We start from the raw sequence: 20,668 nt of genomic DNA, 5'->3' as shown, positions 1-20,668 counted from the left end.
TGAATTCGATTCAGAACCGCGTGGATTCGAACGCCCCGTAGGGTGGGTCTACGTCGAATTCGCGTGCGATATCTTCCAGTTTCTTGCGGTGATCGTCACTCAGCGGCACGCCCTTCGCCTCGTTCTCCCTTTCCCACCGCCACTCCATGCCGCCGGGCAGTTCCGCGTGGGGCATGCCTGGGAAGGGTCTCATTTTCCTCGCCTTCGAAACGAAGTCGTCCAAGGTCTGCTCGAACTCGTCCAGATCCATGAAGTGATCGATCTTCATGGCCAGCAGGAAGGCGCCCTGGTTGGATTCCCATTTTGAACGGGGCGGTTGGAATTCGGGCTTCCAGATGCCGGCCAGTATGCCGCCGAGGGTCTGCAGGGCGACCGCGAGGCCCAGGCTCTTGGCGAACAGCGCAAAGTGTTCCTGGAAAAGTTCGTCTTTGTACCTCATGAATACCGCGGCCATGTCGAGCACCAGGGGAGGCTGGTTCCGCGTGGGGAAGGCCAGGCTCATGGGCGATCCGCCGCTTGCGGACATGATCACGTTATCGGGGTCGAGGGCGACGCGGTGGGTGGACAGCGCCCATCCCACGCACCCGTGCTCGAGTGCCATGCGCGAGTAGTTTCCGGCCGCGCCGAAGTGGTAGTGGTTGCGCGTGGTTGCCGCACCGAGGCCATGGGCCAGCGCCTTTTCGATGGCGGTCTCCATGCCCCGGTGGGACGGGCCGTACCCCATGCCCCCGTCCCCGTCGAGTACCAGTACCGTCTCCGATTCGCGTACCGTCGTCACGTCGGGACGGGGGTTCACGTCGCCGTCGCGGAGCTTCGGCAGGTACCCGAGCGCCTGCTGCGTGCCGTGACTGTACACGCAGCGCTTGTCGGCCGTGGCGAGTATCCTGGCCATCAGGCCCGCTTCATCGACGCCCATGCCGGCCGAAACGAAAAGCTCCACGATGAATGCCGCATGGGTTTTGTACGGTATCCTTATGCCATGGTCCGGCGGGGTATTGCGCATGGGAATGGGGGTCATGCTTCGTACCGCCTTTCTGTTGCAGCCGCGTTCGTCCCTTTTGTGCTACTCCGTCACGGCCGCCCCCGCGTGGGCCGGACCGCGGAATATCGCATTCATAAACAGGATGTTCAGACCGTCCATGTAGGCCCTGAAGTTCGGGTCTGCCGTGAATCCGATGGCCAGGCCGCGTCCGTGCCGCTCTTCCATGAGCAGGGGCTTGTAGGCCAACTGAGCCGTACTCCCTTCCCAGGCGAAACCGCTGGCGAGGACTTCGTCGGGACCCAGGTAGACGGCCACGTTATTGCCCGCGTCGATCTTGAGCGGCGTAAAGATCGAGCTGCCGCTGACCAGGGCGTTCACGGTGCGGTCCCTGCCGGCGGCCAGCCAGTGGTCCGGATCGAGCCCGGCCTTGAGGAGCACGCCCTGCGTGGACGGCGGTACGGAATCATCGGGATTCAATGACCGAAGGTATTCGTCTTCCGTCTCGAAAATGCGTCCGGAAGCACTTCCGTCACCGGAATCGCCATCGCCGCCGTCGCCGTCTTCTTCGGCTTCGTCCTCCCTGGTCGTCGAGAGCAGGCCGGCCGATTCCGACGCCAGGTAAGCCGTGGCGCCGGCCCCCAGTCCGACCACCGTGCCGCCGGCGCGCACCCATTCCCTGATACGACGGGCTCCCCGTTCGCCGAGCACAGTGCCGTAGGTGCCGCCGAATCCGGGATCCGGCAGCAGCAGCACGTCGAAGTCTCTCAGGTCGGCCGTGGCGAGCTGGCGCGTCCGGATGGCCGTTACCGGGTACCCGATCTGGCGTTCGACGACGAAACGGGTGGCGCCCGCGTTGTACGCGCGGGTGGGCCGGTCCCACGCAAGGGCGATACGCGGCTTGCGCATGAAGACCACGTTGTTGCTGCCGAAGTTGGGTCCTTCATCGACCCAGCCGGTGTCCGTCGCGATGACCTCCGCCCCCGACGAAGCGGCGATGCGCGACAGTGTCTCGTGCAGGTGATCCGGGTTGTCCTTGACCTTGAAGATCAACGTGCCGGACGGATAGCGCCGGTCTCCCTGCACGAAGGCCAGGTCGGTGCTGAATATCCGGAGCCCGGCCCGGTGCGACGCGGCCAGCAGGCGGCCGGCGGCCTGGGTGCCCCAGGGAACCAGGTAGGCGACTTCCGCCCGGCCTCCCTCGATCGAACCCGGAGGGATCATGGCGGGATCGACCAGGGCGAGGTCGCCTTCGACCGTCCGATCCACGGCCACGGCCTCCACGTTGTACATCAGCGGGAACGACCATGCGGTCACGTCGTAGATCTGGTCGCCCATGCCCTTGCTCCGCCGGCGCTCCTGTTCCTCGATGAAGTCGTCAGCCATGGGAACGTGCCTGTCCAGGAGCGTACGGATCAGGCGCTTGGCCGGCTGGGCGAGGGAAATGACGTAACTGTCCGCGGGATAGGTCTCGCCGCCGGACCGGAAGTCCGACCCGGCCTGCTGCACCTCCGCGCCGTGATAGGCCATCAGCCACGCCAGCTTGTCCACGCCCGAGGTGTTGCCGTCCGGACTGCGCGGAAGGATGTAGGACCTGATGTCTTCGCTGCGGCCTTCCTCGATCGCGGACAGCTGGTAGGCGTAGAAGTCCGTCAGGAGTTTCTCCCGGTGGATCGCGGCCGTCTCGCTGGTGGCGATGGACGCGACGAAGTGGTGCCGGACCGTGTCCCTGAAGTGCATCACCGACGCATCGCTTCTCCGGACGACGAGTCCCCGGGCCGACGCCTGCTCGTAAGTCATGGCCACGCTGCCGTAGTATGACGGCCAGCTCGCGCCGTAACCCGGGTAGAAGGCGTCGAAGATCTCCCGGGTAAAGTAGGAGAACCCGTAGTGATCGAACCACTTCGCGTTGTTCCTGCCGAAGAGCTGGAGATTCTCGCGCTGGTCCCTGGCCAGGTGCGGATTGTAGGGTATCGCCTCCGGCGCGAAGTAGTAGGTCGAGTTGGAACCCATCTCGTGCAGGTCGACGAATACGGGCGGGTAATAGTCCTGCAGGACCTTCACCCGGCCCAGGGTTTCGGGATGGTTCAGCGAAATCCAGTCGCGGTTCAGGTCGAAGTAGTAGTGGTTAGTCCGCCCCCCGGGCCAGGGTTCGTTGTGCTCGGCCGCAAGCGGACTGGCGTTCGGTTCCAGGCCTTCGGCGATCTCGTAATTATGGACGAACCGGTCCCGTCCGTCCGGATTCTGGACCGGGTCGATCATCACGATCGTCTCCTCGAGGATACGGTCCACGACCGGGTCGTTGCGGGCCGCCAGCAGGTGGTAGGCCGTGAGCAGCGCGGCATCCCCGGGGGAAATCTCGTTGCCGTGGACGGCGTAGCTCAGGTTGACGATCACCGGCAGCGAAGCGATCAGGCTGTCGGCACTCGCACGGGGCGTTATTCTCGGGTCGGCCAGCCGTTTCATGCCCGCGCTGACTTCCACCAGCGCGCCGATCCGTTCCGGCGAACCCACGAAAGCGTACACCAGCTTTCGCCCTTCCCACGACCGGGCGTACTCGAGCACGCGCACCTGGCCGGGCAAGGCCGTTTCAAGCGCTTCCAGGTACTTCATCAGGCCCGAGTGGGGCGTGATCCGGTCCCCGATCCGGTAGCCCAGGATCTCCTCAGCGGTGGGCACCGCGGGATCGTACTCGGTACCGGGCCAGTATTCGAAGTCCTGCGCTGCAGCTGCCCGGGGAATCATCCCGGCGAGTAGAACCAGGAAAAAAAGCGGCAGGACGGTGAGCCTGTTCATCGATATACCTCCTCACACAAATGTTCCTCCTCACACACAGTCTGGGCGGTTCATTCAGGAAACTTCATTGGAGTAAATGAGCGGGTTCTGTGTATCGTCATCCAGCGGGTCGCCGAATTCGATCGTATCCAGGATCCGGTTCGGAAGCACGTTGGGGATGCCGTTGAACGTACTGTGGTCGGGCATGTAGGCGCAGGTGAAGGCGCGGCGCGGATGGGGCGTCATGTTCGCGGCGGCGGCGTGCACGATCAGCCCGTTGTGAAAGGAACATCCGCCCGCCGGCATGACGACGGGCACGGGGTCCATCCGGCCGAGATCCGGATAGGCGTCGAACATGGCCCCCACCTGTTTCCCCGCCGCCGGGAAGTCGTCGCGCCGCTTCCTGTGTGAACCGGGCATGAAGAACATGCAGCCGTTCTGAACGGTGACTTCATCCAGGGCGACCCAGATGGTGATGGCGTGCTCCGACGCGAAGGACCACTTGGTATTGTCCTGGTGCCACGTGGTGGGATTGGCCCAGGGCAGCTTGGTCAGGACCTGGTCGTGCCAGATCCGGATCCCGTCGACCCCCTCCAGGTCGGCCGCCATTTTACCCAGCCGACCGTCCAGCATCAGCGCGCGTACGCCTTCGTGATCCATCCACAGGTTGATCCGCTGCCGGAATACGGATTCGTCGTCCGCCGTTACCTTTCTGGCCAGGTGGTAGGACCCTTCGGGCAGCCTGTTCCGGTCCCGTAGCGAGACCGCCTCATCCACCGCGGACCGCCAGGTCTCCAGTTCTGATTCGTTCAGGAAGTCTTCCAGGATGAGAAAGCCGTTTTCCCGGTAGGAGGCAATCTGTTCGCTCGACACTCGATGGTTCATTGCACGCGCTCCGTCATGCGGACCAGACCCGGGGAAACAGGTCGCAGGCCATGGGGTCTCCCGGGGCGAGCCCTCCGGTTTCCATGGGGGAAATCTCCCAGGGCCGGATCGCGAACCGGGCGTCGTCTCCGAGCCAGCGGGTGGCCAGGACCCGGCGCGCATCGGTGAGGGACTGGTTGCCCGCCGCGCCGTGCAGCGTACACATGTGGAATGCGATGACGTCGCCGGGTTCCATGTCCCACGCCAGGATCTCGTAGTCTTCCGGGTGTTCGTCGATGGGCGGCACGTCCTCGAAGGGCCGATCTTCGAGCATGGGTTTGGCGGATGCGTCCTCGATGGCGTAATTGCTTTCCGTGGCGAACTTGCGGGGTACGAACCAGCGGTTCCAGTCGTGGGAACCCCGGACGAACTGTACGCAGGACGCTTTTGAAACAGGGTCCAGCGGCATCCACAGGGATACGTTCTGGCGGCCGTTTACCGGGTAATAGGGCTGGTCGTGGTGCCAGGGCGTCCGTTTGAGCGTGCCGGGCCACTTGACCAGGAGGTGTTCATGATAGAAAACGGAACTCCGCGATCCCATGAGCCGCGCCGTCATGGCGCCCGCGGGCGAGTGGAACACGAAGTCGCGGTACTCGGGAATCCGCTGCCAGTTGCAGTAATCGTCGACGAAACCGCCCCGGTCTTCCTCGCCCGCCTTCAGGGTGCCCGCGTAATCGCTGGGTTCGGCGAGGTTACGGGACACGCCGGCTTCCACGATGGACACCCAGTGCGAATCAAAGGCCTGCCGTATGCATACCGCGCCGTCTTCCTGAAACTGCCGTACGATGTCTTCGGTTACAACCTCTTCACCGTTCAAGTTCCGCGCGCTCCTTCTGATCGAACTTGCTCAGTGCCGGCGCCTTGAGTGCCGACGTCTTCAGTGCCTGGCGATGTACATCCTGGTGTGCATGACGCCGATCCACGAAAACATTGCGTACCCGAACTTGTTGACTTCGAGCCCTTTCAGGTAGGGTTTCCGCAGATCCACCGTCAGATTGTGATACAGAAACGCGCCGCCCACGTCTTCCACGAGCAGACGCTCCGCATCTCGGTACATGCCCATGCGATTGTCGTGATCCATTTCATGCGCCGCCGCGTCGATCAGCCGGTCGAAGTCGTCGTTGCGCCAGTCCTGCCTCCCGAATCCCCGCGGCTGCGACCGCCAAACCATACCGAGCAGGTTGTTCGGATCGGGATAGTCGGCATTGAATCCTCCCAGGCCCATGGGAATGTTCCATTCGTACATATTGTCCCTGTATACCTTGTCTTCCGATCCCCGCATGCGGAGTCTCAGTCCCAGGGTATTGGCCAGCATCGCCTGTATGGCCTGGGCGGTGTAACTGATCTGGGGATTGGTCTTGCCGATCCAGAAATCGATCGTTGGAAACCCCTTGCCGCCCGGAAATCCCGCTTCGGCCATCAGGTCCCTGGCACGTTCTGGATCGTAGGCCTGGACGGACTGTATCGACGCGTCCGCACTTCCGGGAAACTTGGGTGGGAGCATGGAGTAGGCGGGCACGCCCGTGTTGCGCAGAACGACGTTGCACAACACCTCGCGGTCGATGGCGTGGCTGATCGCGCTCCTCACGCGGACATCGTCGAAGGGCGGCTCGCGGGTCTTGAAGAAGAGGTACCAGGTCTCAGGAAAGGCGTAGTACGACAGTTCGGATTTCAGGGTCGGATGGTTTTCGATGAAGGGCAGGTCGGTCAGCAGGACCCTGAGATAGTCGATCTCGTCGTTCTCGTACGGTGGGGTGCCCGGGTGTCCCGTGGTGAAGATCTGGACGATCTTCTCGAGATACCCTTTGTGGGGACCGGTATAGTAGGGATTGAGAGTCAGCGTGGCCTGCCTGCCCTTCTGCCATTCGGAGAGGGTGTAGCTCGCATTGGCTACCAGGTTCCCCGCCTCGCTCCATCGTACCCCGTGTTTTTCGACCTGCCAACGGGGCACGGGTCCCGACCCGGTGAACGCAACGATAAAGGGCAGATAGGGACAGGGCTTCTCCGTTTCGATCTCCAGCGTGAAATCGTCCAATGCCCGCACGCCCACGGTCGCCGGGTCGGTCACACTGCCCTGGTTGAACGGACGGGCGCCCTTTATTTCGTAGTAGAAGAAGGCGTAGGGACTCGCTACGGCCGGATCGAGGAATCGCTTGTAAGTGTATTCGAAGTCGTGGGCTGTCACAACGCGTCCGTCGCTCCATCTACCATCGGGACGGAGTTTGAACGTCCAGCGCAGCCCGTCGGCCGACTGCTCCCACGAGGAAGCCGCCGCCCCGACGAGTTCCAGGTTCTTGTCGAGCATGACCAGGCGTTCGAACAGGGTCAGCGCCCCCTGGCCCTCGTAAATGTTGATACTGACATCGAAGGTCAGCGGCTCGACCAGCGTGTAGCGGAACACCTGCTGTTCCAGCGGCGCCGCGTCCGGCGGCATCTCCTTGCCGATGGAGTTGACCAGCGGGACGGCGCCGGTCAAAACGGCGGCTGGCATGAAGCAGCAGAATAACCCTACAAGGACAGCCGCGCCGGCGACGAGACGTCCTCGTGCGGACAAGGCCCTTACGGCGGCGAGACGTCCCCGTGCGGACAAGGCCGCGCCGCGCGCACTTGCGGACCGGAACGATCGTGTCCCCTTCTTCATACCTGTTCCCGTGGCTGTCGTGTGCATGATGGAATCGGCGCGGAACGCAGGATTCCAGCAGACTAAAGACTATACAATACGGAAGATGGCGTGTCAACAGCAGGCTACGGTGTCCGGCGCGTACACACAGGTGCGCACCCGGACGGTCGGCTCACGGGCATTCGATCCGGACATACTTCGACAGGGTACGGGCGACGGAAACCGCGAGGACGAGCTTGACCAGTCCGAAGGGGAGGAAGGGGATCAGGCCGACGGCCAGCGTAGCGGGCCAGGTGGACTCCACGCCCGCATAGAAGTTGAAGTAGGCGTAGAGGTACAGAAGGCCGCATCCGAAGATGGCGACATGGCCGAGCAGCATTCCGGCGACAAGATGGGGGATGCTGCTCCGGGTGAAACGGTCCAGGTAACTTCCGGTCAGGAAGGCACAGAGGACGAACCCGACGAGGTAGCCGAAGGTGGGCGAGAGCACGACCGCCGGCCCGGTCATGCCGCCGGCGAAAACCGGGATTCCGGCCAGGCCGAGGCATACGTAGACGGCCTGGCTGCCGGCGCCCCAGCGGCCTCCGAGCACGGCGCCGGAAAGCAGGACGAAGAAGGTCTGCATCGTGATGGGCACGGGCCCGATCGGTATGTTGATATAGGCGCTCACCGCCGTCAGCGCCGCCATCAGGGAGGCCGTGGCCAATCGCACGTTCCTGGACAAAATGTCCCTTCCTGTCGTTCCGGCCGAACCGGGTTCCTTCCGCATGCTCAAGGGGGGCTGCTTTGCCTTGCCACCTCACGCAGGTTCATATACATTGGCGGGCGGTTGTGTCAACGACGTTTTCTAAAGGCAAAGGAGTATCGCGATGAGAGTGGGGATCCGCACTACGGGCCGTTTGAACGCAGTGCCCTTCGAAGAAGTGTGCGCGTGGATGGCCGAAAAGGGGTTCGATACGATCGACGTGTCCCGGATCGACGGTGACATGATCCGGACCGCCGAAGCGCACGGCGTGGCCATCGGCCAGGTGGACCTCGTCGCTGGCACGGAACTGCTGAGTGACGACGCCGGTCAACGGACACAGGCGCTGAACGCCTCCAGGGATTCCATACAGCGCGCGGTCGACCATGGCATAACCAACCTGTTCTACGTCGCGCCGGCCCCCGAGGATCCCGCCCAGGGCCGCGAGGCGACCTTCCGGCAGTGGAAGCGCACGATGCCCGACATCGTGGACTTCGCCGAGTCCCGCGGGGCGACCATCGCCCTCGAAGGCTGGCCCGGGGGGTCGACCCACCACGAGCGGATCGGCGCCACGCCCGAGATGCTACGGGCCATGTTCGAGGCCTGCCCGTCACCCGCCTTCGGCATCAACTACGATCCCTCACATCTGATCCGGCTGGGCGTCGATCCGATGCGATTCCTGAAGGAGTTCGGCCACCGCGCCCACCACGTGCACGCTAAGGACACCGTATTTGACGAGGAAGCCCTTTACCTGTACGGCAGAATCAAGCCCTCCTTCGGTTCCCCGGTCGCCTTTGGCGAAGGCTACTGGCGTTACTGCATCCCCGGCGAGGGCCTGGCGGACTGGGCGCTCATCGTGAAACGGCTCGAGGATTTCGGCTACGACGGCATACTGAGCATCGAGCACGAGGACGGCCGGTATTATGGTTCGTGGGAGCTGGAAGAAGAAGGCTTCGTCCGCGCGCGGGCGCACCTGAGACGGTACCTGGTGTAGCGCCCTCGGCAGACGTCGCGGCGCCTCCGGCCGCGCCCGGCCGCACTGGCCGCGCTGGCCGCGCCCGTCCGCACCGGGTCACCGGGTCACGGCCCTTCAGCCGGACACTTCGTTCAGCACTTTCTCCACGTGGCCGTCCACCTTGACGTTACGGAAGATCCTGGAAATCCGGCCGTCCCCGTCGATGACGAAGGTTGATCGCTCGATCCCCATGTACTTCCGGCCGTAATTCGTCTTCTCCTTGTACACGCCGTACGCCGTGGATACGGAGGTGTCCGGGTCGCTCAGCAACGGGAAGGGCAGGTCATACTTCGCTGCGAACTTCTCGTGGGAAGGAATATCGTCGCAACTGACGCCGTAAATCAGTACATCCTGGCCCTGAAACGACGGGAAGTGATCCCTGAAGGCGCAGGACTCCCGGGTGCAGCCGGGGGTGTCGTCCTTCGGGTAGAAATACAACACCACCGTCTTGCCCTTCAGGTCCTTGAGCGAAACGGGGCCGCCCTTGTCGGCCTCCATCGTGAAGTCGGGTGCGGGATCGCCTGCCTGCAGCATAACGGATTCCTTTCTATTCAGGGTTTCACGTACGTCAGGATTTCACGTACGCCCCGCGGTGAATCGCCCGGCCCTCCGCGGTATACTTCGTCTCGAAATTGGTCAGGTCGCGGCCCAGTTCCCTTACCCTTTCAGGGATTTCCTCTAGCGCGTCCAGTCGGTCCGACCCTTCGAGCAGGGCCTGGATCTCCTCGTAGTATTCGACATAGTCCGTGGCGAAATCGAGGGTGCCCCCCGCCGCCAGTGTGCGCACGATCTCTTCCAGAAACCGTGGATTGAACAGGCGGCGTTTCCTGTGCCGTTTCTTCGGCCAGGGATCGGGGAAGTAGATATGATAGGCCGAGACCGCCTCGTCGGGTATGAACCGCTCTACGAAATACACGGCGTCGTCCCGCAGCAGGCGGACATTGGCCAGTTCCCGCCGGACCACCCGTTCCTTCATGATGCGGAAATAGCGCAGGGCCCGTTCTATGCCGATGTAATTGATATGCGGATAGGCCATGGCCGAATTGATGATGAAGCGTCCCTTGCCGCACCCGATTTCGACTTCCACCGGACCGCTGTTTTCGAAAAACCGGTCCCACTGGACCTGGTCCTCGTTCTCGCGTATGCGGAATTCCACGTCCCGGGTCACGTCCGCCGTCCGACGTGGTGCTGGGGAAAGGGTTGTTTTTTCCATGGAAAGGCGCTGGGTACAGGGGTGGCCACCTGGACGTTCCACCGGGCAAATTAGGAATCCGGCGGTGCCCTGTCAAGCGATACGGACCGCCCAGAATTGGTTTGATTTTAGACCGGTCACTGGTTATCATTACCAGCACTGACGGCTGGCATCCCCGCGGCTGATTCCTCCTGCGGCACGAGGCTGAACCATGCTCGACTACCACATGCACGTGGAGAATTACTATCCCTTCGGCAGGACGGAGGACACCCGCCCGGACGGCACGGATCCGATGGAGACCATGCGCCTTTTTGCCGCCTCGGCAGCCGAACACGGCGTGCGGGAAATCGCCATCACCGAGCACGTGTACCACTTCGTCCAGGCACGGGAAATCGTGGACAAGCCCTGGGCCGTGGACAAGTGCTTCTATGATATGGACGATTACGTGGACCTGCTCCAGTCCGCGCGCCGGGAGGGGTTGCCCATCAAGACCGGCATCGAGATGGATTACATCGAAGGCAAGGAACTGGTCATCGAACGGATCGTCGAGGGGTATCCCTGGGATTTCGTGCTGGGTTCGGTGCACTGGATCGGCGACTGGGGATTCGACATGCCCCTTTTCGCGGACGAGTGGGACCGGAGATCGGTGGACCAGGCCTACCGGGACTACTTCCGCCTGCTGGGACAGGCCGTACAGACCGGATGTTTCAATTCCATGTCCCATCCGGATCTGATCAAGGTGATGGGACATATGCCCGACGGCGACATCTCGGATCTGTACGAAGCCTTTGCCGAGCAGGTGAGCGGTCAGGAGGGCCTCTGCGTGGAGATCAGCTCGGCCGGTTTTCGCAAACCCGTGGGCAGGATCTACCCGGAGCGCCCCCTGCTGGAGGCCTGCGCCCGTCGCGGGATCTCCATCACGACGGCTTCAGACGCCCACGTCCTGGAAGACATCGGCCGTGATTTCGACCGGGTCAGGACGCACGCGGCATCCTGCGGGTACAGGGAAGCCATGTCCTTTGACGGCCGGCGCGCGACGCCGGTACCCATTGAATAGGCATTTAAAACGGGAAGGGAAAAGAACCTATGGCCACGGTCGTCGTCGAGCCACGCATCCGAGGCTTTATCTGTACCACGGCGCATCCCGCCGGTTGCGCTTCGAACGTCAACGACCAGATCCAGGTCGCCCGGTCCGCCCGGTCCGTTCAGGCCGGCCAGGCGGACCAGGCCGTTCAGGCCGGCCAGGCGGACCAAAAGAACGGCGCCGGACCGCTTCGTGTACTGGTGATCGGCGCTTCGACGGGATACGGCCTGGCGGCGCGCATCGCGGCGGGCGCGATGTACGACGCCGGCACGGTAGGTGTTTTTTTCGAACGCGAAAGCAGCGGTACCCGATGCGGCACGCCGGGATTCTATAACACCGCGGCTTACCACCGGTACGCGACAGAAAGCGGACTGGTCTCGGCCAATGTCAACGGGGACGCCTACTCCCACGAGATCAAGCGGAAGACCGTGGAACTGGTCGCGTCCCGGCTGGGTCAGGTGGACCTGGTCGTCTACAGCCTGGCCTCCCCGAAACGCACGGATCCGGACACGGGCGAGACTTACCAGTCCGTGCTCAGTCCCATCGGAGAGACCTACGTGGGAAAGACCGTCGATCTGAACCGCGAGGTCATCAACGAGGTCACCGTGGATCCGGCGTCGGACGAAGGCATCCGAGGGACGGTGGGCGTCATGGGCGGCGACGACCTGGGCCGGTGGAGCGAGGCGCTGCTCGACGCCGGGTTGCTGGCGGACGGCGCCCGGATCGTTACGTTCTCGTACATCGGACCGGCCCTGACCTGGCCCATCTACCGGAGCGGCACCATCGGCCGTGCGAAGGAACACCTGGAACAGATCACGAAAGCGATCGACGGCCAGTTACAGTCAGCCGTCGGGGGCAGGGCCATGGTGTCGGTGAACAAGGCCGTGATCACCCAGGCTTCGGCCGCGATCCCGGTCGTTCCCCTATACATCAGCCTGCTGTACCGTATTATGCGGGAACGAAGTCTGCACGAGGATCCGATCCACCAGATGGTCCGGTTGTTCAACGACCATATCGGCCCGGGCAGGACGCCGGCGCTCGACGGGGAGGACCGGATCCGCCTCGATGACCTGGAACTGGGCGGGCCGGTCCAGGGGGAAATCGATTCGGTGTGGCCGACGATTACGACGGACAACTTCCGCGCCCTGACCGACTACGATGCCTACAAGCGGGGTTTCCGGCAGCTGTTCGGTTTCGAAGTGGACGGCGTGGCGTACGACGAACCGGTCGAGCTGGAAGCGGAGATATAGCGGATCTGCATGGGCCAGAAAGGTTCCTGCCCGATTCACTGGTCGCCTTCGCTGGCAACCGATCTGTACGAACTCACGATGGCGGCCGGCTATTTCGTGAACGAACGCCGGGAAAGAGCCACCTTCGAGTTGTTCGTCAGGAACCTGCCGGCACGACGGTCCTGGCTCGTCGCGGCCGGGTTGCGGCAGGCCGTTGATTATCTGTCGGCACTCAGGTTTTCCGCGGACGACATCGACCATTTGAAGACGTTGCCGCCGTTTCAAAGTATTCCGGACGCGTTTTTCGATTTCCTGTCTTCGTTCCGGTTTACGGGAGATCTCTGGGCCGTACCCGAAGGGACCGTGGTTTTCGCCGGCGAGCCGCTGATTCGGATTACGGCGCCGATTATCGAAGCCCAGATCGTCGAGACTTTCCTGCTGGCCACGGTAAACCACCAGACCCTGGTGGCCACGAAGGCGGCGCGTATCGTCGAAGCCGCGACGGGCAGGGGCGTGGTGGAATTTGGCAGCCGCCGGGCCCACGGGCCGGAGGCGGGACTGATGGCGGCCCGGGCCGCCGCTATCGGAGGGTGCATCGGGACGTCCAACGTGGAGGCGGGACGGCAGTTCGGCATCACCGTCTACGGGACCGCCGCCCACTCCTGGATCATGACGTTCGAAAGCGAGTTGGAGGCCTTCCGCGCCTATCATCGCGTTTTTCCCGGGAGCACCACGCTGTTGCTGGACACCTTTGACCCCGTCGAGGCCGCCAGGCTGGCGACCAGGATAGGCCCCTCATTAAAGGGGGTGCGGCTCGACAGCGGCGACCTGGCCGGCCAGGCGAGGCGCGTCCGCACCATCCTGGACGAGGCCGGAATGTCGGAAACGAGGATCATGCTGAGCGGGGACCTGAACGAATTCCGAATCGCTTCGCTGGTCGAATCCGGGGTACCCGTGGATCTCTTCGGCGTCGGCAACGAACTGGTCAACTCGCCGGACGCGCCGTCCCTGAGCGGCGTTTACAAGCTGTGCGCGCTGGAAACGCCTTCCGGTACGCGGCCGGTTTTCAAGCTGAGCGAGGGGAAGCAGACCCGGCCCTATGCCAAGCAGGTGTGGCGGCGTCGCGACGGGCACGGGGAGTTCGTGGAGGACCGGGTAACCCGGGAGGGTGAACCGGCCGGATCCCCGGAGTGGGAACCCCTGCTCAGCCGCGTCATGCGCTGCGGCCACCTTGACGGACCGATGCCGGACCTGTCCGCGGCCGACCGAAGGAGGGCGTCGCAATTGGACAGCCTTCCCGCGCGCTATAAACGAATGGAAAACGCGGCGGCCTATCCCGTCCGTTTCAGCGCCCAACTTTCTGCCAATCGATAAGGAGGACCCGTGCGTTACAAACGAGTATTGGTCAAACTCAGCGGCGGTGCGCTTTCGGGTCAAAGTCCCTGGGGATTCGATCCTACCGCCATCGAGTACATTGCCAGCGAGGTCATGAAGCTTCATGCCGCGGGGGTCGAGGTGGGTATCGTGGCGGGCGGTGGCAACATATTCAAGGGCGAACTGGGCCAGGATTGGGGTATCGAGCGGGCGGAGGCCGACAACATCGGCATGATCGCGACCGTGATCAACAGCATGATGCTCCGGGGCGCACTGACTTCACGCGGGGCGGGCGACGTGCGGGTCATGACGGCCATCCCCATCAATACCGTGGCCGAACCCTACATCCGGCTCCGGGCGGTCCGGCACCTGGAGCACGGCTGCATCGTCCTCCTCGCCGCCGGCACCGGGAATCCGTACGTGACCACGGACTATCCGTCCGTATTGCGCGCCCTGGAACTTCGGACCGAAGTCCTGCTTTCGGCCAAGAACGGCACCGACGGGATCTATACGAGCGATCCCCGGGAAAACCCGGACGCCCGCAGGTACAAGGTCATCAGCTACGATTCGGTCATCCAGCACGATCTCAAGGTCATGGACCAGACGGCCGTGCTGCTGGCCCGCGACAACCGGTTGCCGATTCACGTTTTCGACTTCGCCTCGCCCGGCGCCATGGAACGAATCTGCCGGGGCGAGGACCTCGGCAGCCTCATCACAAGGGGGGCGGACCAGTTCGCCTGACTGCGACCATTTCGTCGACATGACGCTCCAGTCCATCGCCATGACGCCCCGGTCCATCGACATGACGCCCCAGTCCATCGCCATGACGCCAATCCGTCACCTCAGTCTTCTGATGTTGGTAGGCGCCGTCCTGTGGTGCGACCGCGCTGCGGCACAGGAACCGTCCTTCGCGCTGGAGAACTTCTACAAGGGCGTATCCTGGGTGGGCGGCCGTTGGGAGATGCCGGAAGACGCCCTGCCCGAGGCGCGCGAACTGGGCATCGAATGGCTGGCGCTTACGCCCTTCGGATGGATGGAGAACCACACTACGCCGTCCGTGCGGTTGAACCGGCGCGGACGATTCTGGGGAGAGACCGACCAGGGACTGCGGACGACGGCCAGAAAGGCCAGGGAACTGGGATTCCATTTGATGCTCAAGCCCCACCTCTGGCTGACCCGGCCTGTGGACGACGGCTGGATCGGCGTGATCGACTTCACTACGGAGGCGGAGTGGCGCCAGTGGGAGGCGGATTACCGGACGTTCATCCTGCACTATGCCGAACTGGCGCAAGCGGAAGGCATGGACATCCTCTGCATTGCCACGGAACTTTCGAATCCGGTGCGGTCCCGTCCACGATTCTGGAAGTCGCTCATCGCGGAAATCAGGACGGTCTACAATGGGAAGCTCACCTACGCGGCGAACTGGCACGGGGACTACGACGTCGTCGAGTTGTGGCCCCACCTCGACTACATCGGCGTCAACGCCTATTTCCCCCTGACCGAACGGCATGGACCGAGCGTCACCGAAATCATGTCCGGGTGGGAACCCCATATCGAGAACATCGGCCGGCTGGCCGATACGCACCGAAAACCCGTACTTTTCACGGAAGTAGGTTACAAGAACTCACCTGGGTCGACTATCCGACCCTGGGAATGGCCGCCGAGAAGAAGGAACCGGCGTGGGGAAATCAACCCGGAAGTCCACCAGGTCGATCCGGTCGAGCAGGTCAACGCTTACGAAGCCCTGTTCCGGACCGTCGGCAGAATGCCCTGGTTCCGGGGACTGTTCATCTGGAAGTGGTACCCGGACGCGAGCCGCGTAACTGAGGACAGGATAGAATTCAGTCCTCAGAACAAGGAAGCGGAACGGGTGCTGCGACGATGGTACGCCGTCCCGTGATGGTACGCCGTCCCGTGATGATCGCATGATAAAGGCCACCGGCGGCACGCGCACCTCGTGACGCCCTGGATTTCAACCGGAACAGGATGACGACATGCCGAAGCACTTTCGTTACCGTTCGCTCGAGGATCTGCAACTGGATATCGACCGCCTCGGTTTGCACGACGATATTCCGCTGACCGAGGACCTCGATCCGCTCTGGCGCCCCATCCGGTTTGGGAACCGCACGATCGGAAACTCCATGGCCGTGCACCCCATGGAGGGATGCGACGGGCACCTGGACGGCTCGCCCGACGAGCTGGTATTCCGCAGGTGGCGGCTTTTCGGGGAGGGCGGGGCCAAACTGATCTGGGGCGAAGCCACGGCCGTGACGGAGGAAGCCCGGGCGAATACCCGCCAGCTCTGGCTGCACGATGGCAACGCCGCGTCCTTCGAGGCGCTGCTCGCGCAGACCCGCGAGGCCCACCGGGCCGTCCATGGCCGCGATGACGACCTGGTGATCGGGCTGCAACTGACCCACTCGGGTCGTTACAGTTACCGGAAACCGCTGATCGCCTTCCACGATCCCGCCGCCGATCCGGTCACCCTCGTGGACAAGAAGCGCAAGATACCGGTCACAACGGACTACCCGGTGCTGACGGACGCCGAACTCGGCCGGGTGGAAGATGCCCTCGTAAATACCGCGGTCCTGGCCTGGAAACTGGGATTCGACTTTGTAGACATCAAGCAGTGCCATCGCTACCTCCTCTCCGAACTCCTGGCCGCGCGGCTACGGGAAGGCGACTACGGCGGGAGTCTGGAGAATCGGACGCGGCTGGTCCGGAACGTGATCGGACGCATTCGCGAAGAAACGAAGGACGAACTGCCGTTGGCAACCCGGATGAACGTATACGACGGCATACCGTACACCACCGACCCGGATACCGGCACGGGCACGCCCCGCGCACCGTACCCCGTACCCTACCTCTCCGGATTCGGCGTGGACGTGGACGATCCGCTGCGGGAGGACCTGTCGGAACCGGTCGTGGCGGCCGGCCTGCTCAAGGAGGCGGGGATCCGGATGATCAACGCCACCATGGGAAGTCCCTACTACAATCCCCACGTGGGCCGTCCGGCCGAGCGATCGCCGGTGGACGGCTACGATGCCCCCGAACATCCCCTGTTCGGTGTTGCGCGGCACTTCCGCGCGGCCGCCGCCCTCTGCGCGGCGCATCCGGAACTCCACATCGTGGGTACCGGGTACAGCTGGCTGCAGAAGTACATGATCAACGCGGGTGCGGCGAATATTCGCGACGGCCGGGTCACCGTCATGGGATCGGGCAGAGGCGCGTTGGCCTATCCCGATTTCGCGAAGGACGTGGCCGAGCACGGCGAAATGATCCGAAAGAAGAGTTGTATCACGGTCAGTTACTGCACCGCCCTGATGCGCGGGAAGCACAACGAACTCGGCCAGTTCGCCGTCGGATGCGTGCCACGGGACAAGATCTACGCGGACATCTACAAGGAGATGCTGGATACAGCGCCTGAACCCTAGGGACGGCAAATCTGCGAATCTTCCGGTCGACCCGGACGGCCCGGACGGCCCGGACCGCCAGCCCGTAACGCTGAGGGCGGCCGGCATCGGCCTCCTCCTGTCGGCCCTCATCGGGCTCGGTACGCAATACCTGGCCGACCGGGGCGGATACGATTTCATGCTGTTCGCCCACCTGCCCTCCGGCTTCCTGATCCCTTTTCTGGCCCTCGTTCTGCTGCCCAACCTGATCTGCCGGACCTGCTGCCCGGTCATAGCGTTAACCCGGACCGAGCTGTTCACGGTCTTCGCCATGGGCTGGGCGGCGTCCATGATGCCCGACCTGGGGGTCACCCGCTACATGGTTTCCGCCATCGCGGCGCCCGCCTACTTCGCCTCCCCCGAAAACCGGTGGGACGAACTCATCCTTCCCCACCTGCCCCACTGGGTTTATCTGAGCGATTCCGAATCGGCCCGGCGATTCTACGAAGGCCTGCAGCCGGGCCAGGGGATCCCGTGGTCGGTCTGGATGACTCCCGTGTTCTGGTGGCTCTGCCTGTTCGCCGCCCTCCTGCTGATCGGCGCCTGCATCGTGGTGATCTTCCGCAGGCAGTGGATGGAGTACGAACGCCTTCGTTTCCCCCTGGCGGAAGCGGCCCTGCGGCTCATCGGGGAATCCGGGGAGGACCGGGCTTCATCGCGTCCCGGACGCGGCGGCAACCGGCTTTTTCTGGCGGGGCTGCTCCTCACCTTCTCCGCCATGGCCTGGAACTGCGCGGCATACTCGGGCGCGCTGCCCATGCTGCCCATTCATCCGGGGGCGGTGGCCACCCTGGAAATCTCCCCTTACTTCCCGGGCATACCCCTGTACCTGAACGTCTACGCCCTGTGCTTCGCTTTCTTCGCGCCCGCGGAGATCCTCTTCAGTCTCTGGTTCTTCCAGCTGTTCGGGGTGCTCGAACAGGGGCTGCTGAGCCGGATGGGCATGTTTTCCACGAGCGGCAGCGTGGTGCAGGGGGGACTGACCGGCATGCAGTACATGGGCGGCGTTATCGTCTTTGCGGCATGGCTGGTCTGGATCGCAAGGCGCCACCTGGCTTCGGTGTGGCGCGCCGCATGGCGGCCCGTCCGGGACGACGGCGAGGCGCGGGAACTGTTCTCCTACAGGTGGGCGCTCATCGGGCTCGCGGGTGGTTCGGCGTTCGCGGTGCTGTGGCTGTACAGCGCCGGGCTCTCCATTGCGGTGGGCGTGCTCTTCCTCGCCGTCATGTTCACCTTCTACCTGGTACTCGCCAGGGTGGTGGCCGAATCGGGGCTGGTCATGGCGGAACTCACCGTGAAACCCAACTACTTCACGGTCGGCCTGATCGGAACGGCCTCCCTGTCCATGCGGGACATCAACGTGATGGGCATGGCCAACGGTTTCGCGCGGAACTGGCGGACTTTCACCCTGGTCGGGTTTTCGCACATCGCGTGGCTGAAGAACCGGCTGGAAGGGCGCGGCCGCGGGTTGTTCGGCTGGATTTGCCTGGCGATCGGCGTAAGCGCCGTGGTCTCGATCGTCTCCCTGGTCCATTCCGCCCATACGGTGGGCGCCAACAACCTCTATACCCAGCCCGGCGGCCTGGGTACGTTCTTCTTCGGTCGCACCATCGTCTGGGCGACCAACGCCGCCCAGATCGGGGTCCTCGAAGCGCTGTTCCTGCTATCGGGGATACTGATCAACGGCCTGGTCATCGCCGGCAGGGCATTTTTCACGTGGTGGCCCCTGCATCCCGTCGGCATGGCCGTCGGGGACGTGGGCGGCGTGGTGAGGAACGCCTTTCTGCCGATTTTCCTCGCCTGGTTCCTGCAGATCGTATTGATTCGCATCGGCGGCGTGCGCATGTACCGCGCCGCCCAACCGTTTTTCACCGGAGCGATCCTTGGGTTTCTCCTGGGCGTCGTCTTGTCCCTGGTGGTTGACGCGGTCTTCTTCCCGGGTACCCCCCACAGGACGGAATGGTACTAGTTGGCACGTAAAAGGCAGGGAGGACTGATGAGCGAACTGATTCCGATCGGCGTTTCCGAAGTCGACGTAACCCCCGACTACCCGGTGCGCCTGAGCGGTTACGGCGCGCGCAGGGAAGAAACGGCGAAGATCAAGTCGCCCCTGTTCGCCCGCGCCCTGGCCATCGGCGCGGAGCGGCCGGTCCTGGTGCTGGCCCTGGAGAACTGCGGCGTGACCGAATCCATGACGGCGTCCGTCGCACGGGAGCTGGGCATGCAGGCGGGGATGGAAAGGGAGCGCATCGTCCTGTGCTATACTCACACCCACAACGCGCCCATGCTGTCGGGCGCGGCGCCCATGCTGTTCAGCACGGATATCCCGGCGGCACACCAGCGGCATATCGACCGCTATACCGGGGAAGTGACGAAAAGGCTCGTGGAGGTGGGACTGCGTGCCTTGTCGGACCGGAAATCGTCCCGGTTGAATTACAGCGAGGGACACGCCGGTTTCGCGGTGAACCGACGCGCGCAGATCGGGCCCGTGGATCACGTGATGCCCATGATACGGGTAGATGACCCGGATGGAAACCTGAGGGCGGTATGGGTCAGCTACGCCTGCCACTGCACGACCTTTGGCCCCGCGGACAACTTCATGTGCGGCGACTGGGCGGGATTCGCGGCCGACAGGATCAGGCGGAACCACCCGGGTGCCGTTGCCCTGGTCACCATCGGGTGCGCCGCCAACGCGAATCCCTTTCCCCGCACGGGCCTTTCCTTTTCCCGGCGTCACGGTGGAGACATCGCATGGGAAGTGGACCGCTTGCTCGGGATCCCCGGACGCCCCCTGACGGGACGGATCCGGTGCCGCCTGGTCCACGCCTCGCTGCCCTACGACACCTTGCCTTCGCGCGAGGCCTGGATGGCCGCGGCGAAGGAAACAGGCGCCTCGGGCTACCACGCCCGGAAGTGGATCGCCCGGATGGACAACGGCGAAACCGTCCCGGAAGCACTCAACTATCCGGTGCAGGGCTGGTCGTTCGGTGACGAACTCGCCATCGTCTTCCTGGCGGGGGAGGTCGTTGCGGACTACGCCTTCAGACTGAGGCGCATGTACGATTCCGCCAGGCTGTGGATCGGCGCGTACGCCAACGACTTTCCCGGCTACATACCCTCCCGGCGGATCTGGAAGGAGGACGGGTACGAAGGCGGCGACGCCACGGTGTATTTCGGATTGCCCAATCGCTTCGCTGGCGACGTGGAAGAACGCGTCGTCGAAGCGGCGCAGCGGGTCATTCCGGAGACATTCAGGCGGTCCGGGAAGAACAGAATCTGAGG

Annotated in this window: 17 protein-coding genes; 9 read left to right on the top strand and 8 right to left on the bottom strand. The window is 63.6% G+C overall.

The window, feature by feature from the left end; genetic code table 11:
• Positions 1–10 precede the first annotated feature (10 nt).
• The 6 genes from F4Y38_12085 to F4Y38_12060 form a co-directional block, all read right to left on the bottom strand.
• On the bottom strand, positions 11–1,018 hold the full coding sequence (locus tag F4Y38_12085; protein ID MXY50020.1) for an Ldh family oxidoreductase: 1,008 nt from the start codon (positions 1,016–1,018) through the stop codon (positions 11–13).
• Positions 1,019–1,063: 45 nt separating this feature from the next.
• Entirely contained in the window at positions 1,064–3,724 is a 2,661-nt protein-coding gene (locus F4Y38_12080; protein ID MXY50019.1) for a peptidase M14, read from the bottom strand.
• A gap of 105 nt (positions 3,725–3,829) precedes the next feature.
• On the bottom strand, positions 3,830–4,639 hold the full coding sequence (locus F4Y38_12075; GenBank protein MXY50018.1) for a phytanoyl-CoA dioxygenase family protein: 810 nt from the start codon (positions 4,637–4,639) through the stop codon (positions 3,830–3,832).
• 13 nt (positions 4,640–4,652) lie between these two features.
• Positions 4,653–5,516 carry a phytanoyl-CoA dioxygenase gene (locus F4Y38_12070; GenBank protein ID MXY50017.1) on the bottom strand — a complete coding sequence of 288 codons (864 nt, stop codon included), beginning with the start codon at positions 5,514–5,516 and terminating at the stop codon, positions 4,653–4,655.
• A gap of 39 nt (positions 5,517–5,555) precedes the next feature.
• Positions 5,556–7,346, bottom strand: coding sequence for a peptide ABC transporter substrate-binding protein (locus tag F4Y38_12065; protein MXY50016.1), 1,791 nt, complete (start codon positions 7,344–7,346; stop codon positions 5,556–5,558).
• Positions 7,347–7,470: 124 nt separating this feature from the next.
• Positions 7,471–8,073, bottom strand: coding sequence for a biotin transporter BioY (locus F4Y38_12060; protein MXY50015.1), 603 nt, complete (start codon positions 8,071–8,073; stop codon positions 7,471–7,473).
• Between the two features lie 94 nt (positions 8,074–8,167).
• Between F4Y38_12060 and F4Y38_12055 the strand changes: the two genes are divergently transcribed.
• Entirely contained in the window at positions 8,168–9,034 is an 867-nt protein-coding gene (locus F4Y38_12055) for a sugar phosphate isomerase/epimerase (protein MXY50014.1), read from the top strand.
• 96 nt (positions 9,035–9,130) lie between these two features.
• On the opposite strand, the gene F4Y38_12050 is transcribed toward F4Y38_12055, so the two are convergent.
• Both F4Y38_12050 and trmB read right to left on the bottom strand, forming a co-directional pair.
• A complete protein-coding gene (locus F4Y38_12050; GenBank protein ID MXY50013.1) occupies positions 9,131–9,589 on the bottom strand; it encodes a thioredoxin-dependent thiol peroxidase in 459 nt (152 codons plus the stop codon).
• Positions 9,590–9,623: 34 nt separating this feature from the next.
• Entirely contained in the window at positions 9,624–10,268 is a 645-nt protein-coding gene (trmB, locus tag F4Y38_12045; GenBank protein MXY50012.1) for a tRNA (guanosine(46)-N7)-methyltransferase TrmB, read from the bottom strand.
• A gap of 190 nt (positions 10,269–10,458) precedes the next feature.
• Between trmB and F4Y38_12040 the strand changes: the two genes are divergently transcribed.
• The 8 genes from F4Y38_12040 to F4Y38_12005 all read left to right on the top strand — a co-directional run bounded on the left by F4Y38_12040 (position 10,459) and on the right by F4Y38_12005 (position 20,666).
• Positions 10,459–11,304 (top strand): histidinol-phosphatase HisJ family protein, encoded by an 846-nt coding sequence (locus F4Y38_12040; protein ID MXY50011.1) that lies wholly within the window; start codon positions 10,459–10,461, stop codon positions 11,302–11,304.
• Between the two features lie 29 nt (positions 11,305–11,333).
• Positions 11,334–12,581 carry a trans-2-enoyl-CoA reductase family protein gene (locus tag F4Y38_12035; protein MXY50010.1) on the top strand — a complete coding sequence of 416 codons (1,248 nt, stop codon included), beginning with the start codon at positions 11,334–11,336 and terminating at the stop codon, positions 12,579–12,581.
• A 9-nt stretch (positions 12,582–12,590) separates the two neighbouring features.
• Positions 12,591–13,934: a nicotinate phosphoribosyltransferase gene (locus F4Y38_12030; GenBank protein MXY50009.1), complete on the top strand. Its 1,344-nt coding sequence runs from the start codon at positions 12,591–12,593 to the stop codon at positions 13,932–13,934.
• A gap of 9 nt (positions 13,935–13,943) precedes the next feature.
• Positions 13,944–14,675, top strand: coding sequence for a UMP kinase (locus F4Y38_12025; GenBank protein ID MXY50008.1), 732 nt, complete (start codon positions 13,944–13,946; stop codon positions 14,673–14,675).
• A 19-nt stretch (positions 14,676–14,694) separates the two neighbouring features.
• Positions 14,695–15,834: a hypothetical protein gene (locus tag F4Y38_12020; protein ID MXY50007.1), complete on the top strand. Its 1,140-nt coding sequence runs from the start codon at positions 14,695–14,697 to the stop codon at positions 15,832–15,834.
• Between the two features lie 94 nt (positions 15,835–15,928).
• Positions 15,929–17,368 carry an NADH:flavin oxidoreductase gene (locus tag F4Y38_12015; protein MXY50006.1) on the top strand — a complete coding sequence of 480 codons (1,440 nt, stop codon included), beginning with the start codon at positions 15,929–15,931 and terminating at the stop codon, positions 17,366–17,368.
• A gap of 157 nt (positions 17,369–17,525) precedes the next feature.
• Positions 17,526–19,355: a hypothetical protein gene (locus tag F4Y38_12010; protein MXY50005.1), complete on the top strand. Its 1,830-nt coding sequence runs from the start codon at positions 17,526–17,528 to the stop codon at positions 19,353–19,355.
• A gap of 27 nt (positions 19,356–19,382) precedes the next feature.
• Entirely contained in the window at positions 19,383–20,666 is a 1,284-nt protein-coding gene (locus tag F4Y38_12005; protein MXY50004.1) for a hypothetical protein, read from the top strand.
• Positions 20,667–20,668: the final 2 nt, after the last annotated feature.

It is taken from the genome of Gemmatimonadota bacterium (genome assembly GCA_009838645.1).
GTDB lineage: Bacteria > JAAXHH01 > JAAXHH01 > JAAXHH01 > JAAXHH01 > JAAXHH01.
This window is presented reverse-complemented; position numbering and strand designations above follow the sequence as displayed.